Source organism: Sulfoacidibacillus ferrooxidans (assembly GCF_022606465.1).
GTDB lineage: Bacteria > Bacillota > Bacilli > Alicyclobacillales > SLC66 > Sulfoacidibacillus > Sulfoacidibacillus ferrooxidans.
In genome coordinates this window covers 1-6,561 of record NZ_JALBUF010000038.1, presented here as the reverse complement: position 1 = coordinate 6,561, position 6,561 = coordinate 1, and the positions used below count along the sequence as shown (strand labels likewise).

Here is a 6,561-nt window from a genome sequence, read left to right as displayed (position 1 = left end):
GGTCAACAATCATGGACTTACATTCTTCAGTATACCTAGTTTGTTTCGTTCCCAATTTCCCGACACAACCTTTCAATCATAGTTTATCAGTCCTCCTTTTTGTGTCCACTACTTTATACTAGGTCCATTATTTTTATAAAGCACAGGAAAAACTCTTGTTATGACTCGACTTTTCATTCAACAAAACAGAATTAACAGAGAGCTTAATTTTATCGTAATGATATCAAGTAGTCTTTTCTTTGATTGTGGATACATGCATGAAATTTATTTCATGCAGGCTTTCAAGTTCACCATCAAATTCAATCCATTTTTTATTTTGAATATCATGAATAAATTCTTCCGAAACGGAAAATATCTCAGATAATTCCACAATAGTTACGTCTCTTGGTATTGTTCGTCTTTGCAATTTACCATATTTAAACTTATTGTAATAAGACCAGTAAGTTACTATTGATAAAACAATGAGAGCACAAGCAATTGTGAATATAACCAAATCTATGGTTGTGGAATAATAAGTATTCGATAAAATAAAATAACGCAAATAGTGAATACCAACAACCCATAGCAAAATTGATATGATTACTTGAATAGTAAAGACGATGATATATCCCCATCCAGCAATTGTAATGAACAATTCGAGTATTTTTTTACTTCTCTTTTGTTTCTTATTAATTATTAAATTTTTTTCATATATTAATTCCCCGATCTGGGCTATCCCACACAGCATATTTTTGACCTTTTTTAACGGCTATCATGTGTAGGATAGCTTTTGGAATTGCAAAAATAACAACAAATGCATTGATATACCAATAGATACTAGGATACCAAATGCTCCATAAAAAATATTTCAAGAGCCCACGTTCATAACGATGATCCAAAACTAATGCAACAAAAACTTGAATAATTGAAATAATGGCTAGATATGTTCCCGTCCAAAATATTGGCACATAATAATGTTTAGAGAAAATCATTTGACCAATAATGATTACTGTTGAAATAAGCCAACAAAAAGACCATAATATACTAATAATTTGTTCAAGCAAAATAGGTATAAACCTCCGTTGCTTCCAACTAAAAATAATTTTCCAATGTCTCATTAAAACTTCAATGCCACCTTGCGCCCAACGAATCCGCTGTTTCCATAAGCCAGTTACTGTTTCAGGAACTAGCATCCAACAAAGTGCAGTTGGCTCATATCGAATATCCCAAAATCTACGTTGTAATTTCCATGATACACCAATATCATCTGTAATTAAATCAATATCCCATAAGCCACAGTCGATCAAAGCGCGTTTTCGAAACGCCACGATGACACCAGATACGGTCATTATTTTCCCGAGAATTCGTTGAGATCGCTTAATTAAACCTATGATACTTGAATACTCGACCAATTGAATCTTAGCTAAGAGGGAACTTCGATTACGAACACGCGGATTGCCAGTCACTGCTCCAACGCGCTCTCCACCAGGACGTATAAAATGTATGACTAATGGTTGTATAGCATCACGATCAAGCACTGAATCAGCATCAAGGGAAATGATTATTTGGCCAAGTGATGCCATGACGCCTATTTTTAAAGCATTAGCTTTACCTCTGTTCATTTTTAGATTAATGATTCTAACATTTTGGTACATTTCAATTAGAACCTTTAAATGATGTAACGATCGATCTTTACTTCCGTCATTAATTATAATTATTTCATAATTAGGATAGGTCAAGGGTTGTAACTCATGAATTGTATCCACAATGGTTTCCGCTTCGTTGAAACAAGGAATTAAAATTGATACCATAGGAAATTGATCAAGCGTGAAGGAAGATGGCGTTTTTTCTCGACGAAAATAAAATAATATCCCAGATGAAATCCATATGATACTCATAATAAGTGGATAGTAAAATACAAAACTAAGAATAGGATTGAAAATTAATGGAATGTAAAAATTTGCAATAGGCAGATGATATCCTCCTAGATTTGAGTAAGTGAGCCGTCAATTATAGAATTATTAATTACATAGTCTAAACTAAATGTTTGCAAGTCACAAGTGACAGGTAACCATATAGCTGGGCAAAGGGCTAATCTAGCCTTGTACTTTAATTTCGTCATACATCAAATAAAGCAGCTATCCAAATATTCTCATAGGCAGCTTTTCGCGCGATTCTCATAACAGCATAATATAGCGGGAAAACACTATCGTCGTGTGCATAACCATCATGTCATAGGAGCATATATGGATTGCACCAATTAATTTTAGTGCTATTTATAATATTTTAAAAATACTTGCCAGGTAACGTTGTGACCCGTTTCTAGACTATCTCCATAAAAACTGCTCGCGAGGTTTTTCTGCGGGTAGTTCACCCGTAAACTGGATTTTTATCAAGTTAGTAGAAACCAATAACATGGCACTTAATCGATTCACTGTTTTTACACTTTCGATGTATCACCATTAAAATATAACAATATAACTACTGTGGTGATGCATGATCATTGATCCAAATTTATTGCTTTATGAGTTCGTCCTCTTGTGTCTATTAACTTGATAGAAATCCAGGAGCACGTATGTTGCTAAAACTTGGCCATTCAGTGGGGAAAATATCGAAAGTAACTGGTCTTTCCATCGAAGTGATTGAGCAGATGAAGAACGAATAGATATAGCAAGATCAACACCGTCTACCACTTGCTAGGCGATTTTTTTCATGAAGATGCTTATGGTAAAAGGTATATCTTCCAATTGAATAGTGTGGTATATTCAAAAATATCTATGATTAGAAGATCGTATTCTAACCTATAAGTACATCCCATATTGCATAAGTATGCATAGGTTATAGACAGCCGTAATGTCGCTATTGGGCAGTTTAGTTCGATACGGAGTAACGTCGACAATAGACGAAAATGAACACTTAAGCCTGAAATTCTATTATAATTGCGGGAATTTTCCAAGGACAAGGAAGGTGACTTATTGGTGAACCTCTACTCTGACAATCTAATTTTGAGACCATTTGAACTTGATGACGCACAAAGAGTAAGAGAATTGGCTGGTGACTATGAGATAGCGAAGACCACGCTAAATATTCCGCATCCATATCCAGAAGGTGCCGCCGAGGCTTTTATCAATCGCTCGCATGAAGTTGCCAAGGAAGGCACTCATTATGATTTCGCTATCGTTCGTAAACACGATAATGCATTGGTAGGTGCCATTGCTCTTGGTATCACATCCAGGTATAAACGAGCAGAAATGGCATATTGGACGGGCAGTCCGTATTGGGGAAAGGGGTACATGACGGAAGCAGCAAGCAGACTTGTAAAATTCGGATTCGAAGAACTGGATTTGAATCGTATCTACGCATTCGCATTTACCTCCAACCCTGCATCCTCAAAGGTTATGAGGAAAATCGGGATGAATTACGAAGGAACCCTTGTTCAGCACGTTCTCAAGTGGGATCAATATTATGACTTGGATGCCTACGGTATTCTGAGACAGACGTATCACGAGCTTGAAAGGGAAGACACTTGCAGCGACCGAACGTAGCATGAATATTCAATTTAAGTCTGCTTCGCTTACTGTACTCTTGGGCAGAAATCGTCAAAAAGCAGTAGTGATCAGAAAGGGGATAACACGGATTTGGAACCGATAGAATTCATTTCTAGACTACATCAGATGAAGGAATTCAGTCAACTACTAGGCATTTATGCTGGAAGAATTCACGAGAATTCAGAAGTGTGGCAAGTATGGAGACCGAGTCTAATTCACGACATCTTAACGCACCACGGTGCGTTAAAGCTGGGAGCAGAGGATCAGGACAGCGGTCTACCGGACTGCGCAACGTAATAGATCGTATTGGGCATGTTTTTATGGATATGCCAATGGATGAACTCGACAGAGGTTGAATGTATCCTGCCCGGGATACGTACGGGTGGTTCTTTATAGGCTTGAAGCCACTCGGCTTAGAATCATCATCGCCAACTGTGATGTATACTGGAAGTGCAGGTTGAAATGACGTAACAACGCTGAAAGCTCAAAATTGTGAGGTGATTCATGATGTCGCTTAACCCATCCAAGTTTCAAGTCGAACTTCCATCCGAGTTAATTCCCGTACTCGATCAGCTTGGCATCGGACAAACAGCTGATGAACGGGTCATTATTTCTATTGCTATTGGACTCTACACAGGCCATGTTGTTTCACTGGCAAGGGCTGCAGAAATTGCCGGACAATCCCTCAATCAATTCATCGATGTCTTGCGCCAACGAAATATTTCATGGGCCAACTATGGGGACGAAGATCTGAAAGACGACACAACGTTTATCAAAAAACTCTTGGGAGATTCGGAGCCGGGAAATGACCAGAATCGTATGTAACGCGAGTCCCATTATTGCACTTTCATCCATTGGCTCATTTCATATATTAGGGCAACTCTTCGATGAAGTCATGGTTCCGCAAGCCGTGCATGACGAAATTCTACATGATACTGGTGCAGTCGGAGCGGAACAACTCGAAATTGCTTTGCAACAGGGGGCAGTCCACTCTTTTGAAGTTCAGGACCAGGCACTGGTGGAGAAGCTTTCGGGTCGTTTGCATCGTGGCGAGTTGGAAGTGATCATTGGCGCAGTTGAACAAGGGATTTCAACAGTCATTTTAGACGATCGGCAGGCAAGAATGCTGGCTAAGACATTCAAGCTGGATTGTACCGGAACGCTTGGCGTCTTACTGGCTGCAAAAGCAAAGCAACTTATTCCCGAAGTTAAAAAGTACCTTGATGATCTCTCCAGCCAGGGATTTCGGTTAAATGACCGTTTGTACCGGGAAGTTCTCGATTACGCAAAGGAATGATGAAGTTATCGCTATCGAAACTTCACCTGAATATCGACCTCATCCCCGTTTCGTGTATATTCGTGGTCCAGGAGGTTTTGAGCTCGTCCATCATCTGCAGCCGTTTAGCGTGAGTGAGGGGCGAGCATCTTTCGAGGATTTCTTTCAGTTGCTCGTACTTGTTCTCCTTCTTCACACTCAGATCCTTCAGGCGTTGTAGCCGAGTCTTGTAATCTGGACCTAGTATAAGATAGTGGACACCAATAGAAGGAATACTATACGGTGATTACGACTCTACCAAGTTCCTCTTTTGCACAAAAGTGATCATGACATTTTTATATACGCGTCTACTACACCCATACTTATTGGCATGAGTTTTTAAAAGAGCAGCCGTGCTCGCAAAATGCCATGCACTCGCGTATGGGATTAACATCGTTGCGTATCCAGAGTACTTAGATGACCAACGAACGATCTCCGATCTATATAATAATGTCCAGAAGATCGATTATCCGATTAACGCACCGTTGGAGGTTCGCCCTTGGGGATTGACCGATTTTCGGCTACTTGACCCCGATGGTTACTATTTACGAATCACTTCAAAGGCATGACGTTGTCGTGGTAACGGGCGCCGGACATCACCAGCCGCAGCCGTAGTTGCATAAAGATTCAAAATGATTGTTTCGGTGTTGTTGAACATCAGGGCCGTTTAGTCCCAAAATGACAAATCTAAAATTAGTGAAATATTCAACCGACTTATTCGGAAGGTGTTCTATTTGAATAGAATGGAGTATGACTTCATGTACCGTAAACTCCTAGATAAAAAGAACTTCCTACAAGGAACGAAGGACAATTTTTTTGGTTAGGCGCACGATTGGGTCTATTGCCACTGAGTATCCTCTTGTATGGCGGCTATGGATATCCCGACTATTGACTGCCAATGCAGATGGAATCGGTCAATTTTCAATACAGTGGTTGGCAACAACATTTCCGAATCCAGCATTTGTACTGGGATATGCCAATACGGTTGGAAGTATCGGGTCTATTCTCAGCAGTTACATTTTCGGATGGCTGTCGGATAACTTCTCCCCAGCTATCTTGATGGTAGCAGGCAATGTTGTGGGGGCGTTCTTCACGATTGGAATTGGATTGCTGTTACGTAACCACGAATCCATTCCACTGCTACTCCTACTCGTATTCCTATGGAATCTGTTTATAGCAATTACAAGGGCTGCTTCACGCTCCCTTGTGCCGCAAACAGTGGAGAAAGAAGACTTGCCAACAGTGAATGCGTGGATGGGTATTATTGCGCCTATTCAGCAGTTTCTGGCAAAAGGATTTGCTGGCATTCTTATTTCGACAGGTCTATTCCATGCCTTTCTCGCGGCTGGTATAGTCATGTTCCTCTCTGTGTTTAGCATAGTAAGCACCAAACACTACCCAAAGAGGGTGACAACAAGTCACAAAACGACGAATCCCCTTGTAGGATTACACATTGTATGGTCGAGTCGTCCCTTGCGGCAAATGGTTATATACACATCAGTCCAAAATTTTGGATTTAGTTTTTTCCTCGGAGAGTACGTTCTGTACCTGAAGCAAGTAGCTGGTTTATCTGCTGTCCAAATTGGTCTGGGTTGGACCTCTGTCAAGTTACTGGACACAAATCGAAGAACTATTTTACGCAACTGACGCAGACAATAGATCCTCCATCTGCTGGGGTGTTTTATAGCCAAGCGCTGAGTGAATTCGGTTGCGATTGTA

The 6,561-nt window shown here is 40.1% G+C and carries 7 protein-coding genes; 5 read left to right on the top strand and 2 right to left on the bottom strand.

Annotation, left to right across the window (positions count from 1 at the left end; all coding sequences use genetic code 11):
• Nucleotides 1-223: 223 nt before the first annotated feature.
• On the bottom strand, nucleotides 224-727 hold the full coding sequence (gene pgaD, locus MM817_RS16035; RefSeq protein WP_241717004.1) for a poly-beta-1,6-N-acetyl-D-glucosamine biosynthesis protein PgaD: 504 nt from the start codon (nucleotides 725-727) through the stop codon (nucleotides 224-226).
• Nucleotides 687-1,877: a poly-beta-1,6-N-acetyl-D-glucosamine synthase gene (pgaC, locus tag MM817_RS16030; RefSeq protein WP_241717002.1), complete on the bottom strand. Its 1,191-nt coding sequence runs from the start codon at nucleotides 1,875-1,877 to the stop codon at nucleotides 687-689. The genes pgaD and pgaC overlap by 41 nt, the downstream gene beginning before the upstream one ends.
• A gap of 1,080 nt (nucleotides 1,878-2,957) precedes the next feature.
• Here pgaC and MM817_RS16025 point away from each other — a divergent pair.
• The 5 genes from MM817_RS16025 to MM817_RS16005 all read left to right on the top strand — a co-directional run bounded on the left by MM817_RS16025 (nucleotide 2,958) and on the right by MM817_RS16005 (nucleotide 6,489).
• The gene (locus tag MM817_RS16025; protein WP_336605205.1) at nucleotides 2,958-3,524 is read left to right on the top strand and encodes a GNAT family N-acetyltransferase; all 567 of its coding nucleotides are present in this window, start codon (nucleotides 2,958-2,960) and stop codon (nucleotides 3,522-3,524) included.
• A 93-nt stretch (nucleotides 3,525-3,617) separates the two neighbouring features.
• Nucleotides 3,618-3,824 carry a hypothetical protein gene (locus MM817_RS16020; protein WP_241716998.1) on the top strand — a complete coding sequence of 69 codons (207 nt, stop codon included), beginning with the start codon at nucleotides 3,618-3,620 and terminating at the stop codon, nucleotides 3,822-3,824.
• A gap of 207 nt (nucleotides 3,825-4,031) precedes the next feature.
• A complete protein-coding gene (locus MM817_RS16015; protein WP_241716996.1) occupies nucleotides 4,032-4,352 on the top strand; it encodes a UPF0175 family protein in 321 nt (106 codons plus the stop codon).
• Entirely contained in the window at nucleotides 4,333-4,824 is a 492-nt protein-coding gene (locus tag MM817_RS16010) for a PIN domain-containing protein (protein ID WP_241716994.1), read from the top strand. Before MM817_RS16015 ends, MM817_RS16010 begins: the two co-directional genes overlap by 20 nt.
• Nucleotides 4,825-5,658: 834 nt before the next feature.
• Complete coding sequence (locus tag MM817_RS16005) at nucleotides 5,659-6,489, top strand: MFS transporter (RefSeq protein ID WP_241716992.1); 831 nt, start codon at nucleotides 5,659-5,661, stop codon at nucleotides 6,487-6,489.
• Nucleotides 6,490-6,561 lie beyond the last annotated feature (72 nt).

Excerpts from the sequence above, each read along its gene's own strand:
- pgaD (WP_241717004.1), bottom strand. The coding sequence starts at position 727 with ATGCTGTGTGGGATAGCCCAGATCGGGGAATTAATATATGAAAAAAAT.
- pgaC (WP_241717002.1), bottom strand. The coding sequence starts at position 1,877 with ATGAGTATCATATGGATTTCATCTGGGATATTATTTTATTTTCGTCGA.
- MM817_RS16010 (WP_241716994.1), top strand. The coding sequence starts at position 4,333 with ATGACCAGAATCGTATGTAACGCGAGTCCCATTATTGCACTTTCATCC.
- MM817_RS16015 (WP_241716996.1), top strand. The coding sequence starts at position 4,032 with ATGATGTCGCTTAACCCATCCAAGTTTCAAGTCGAACTTCCATCCGAG.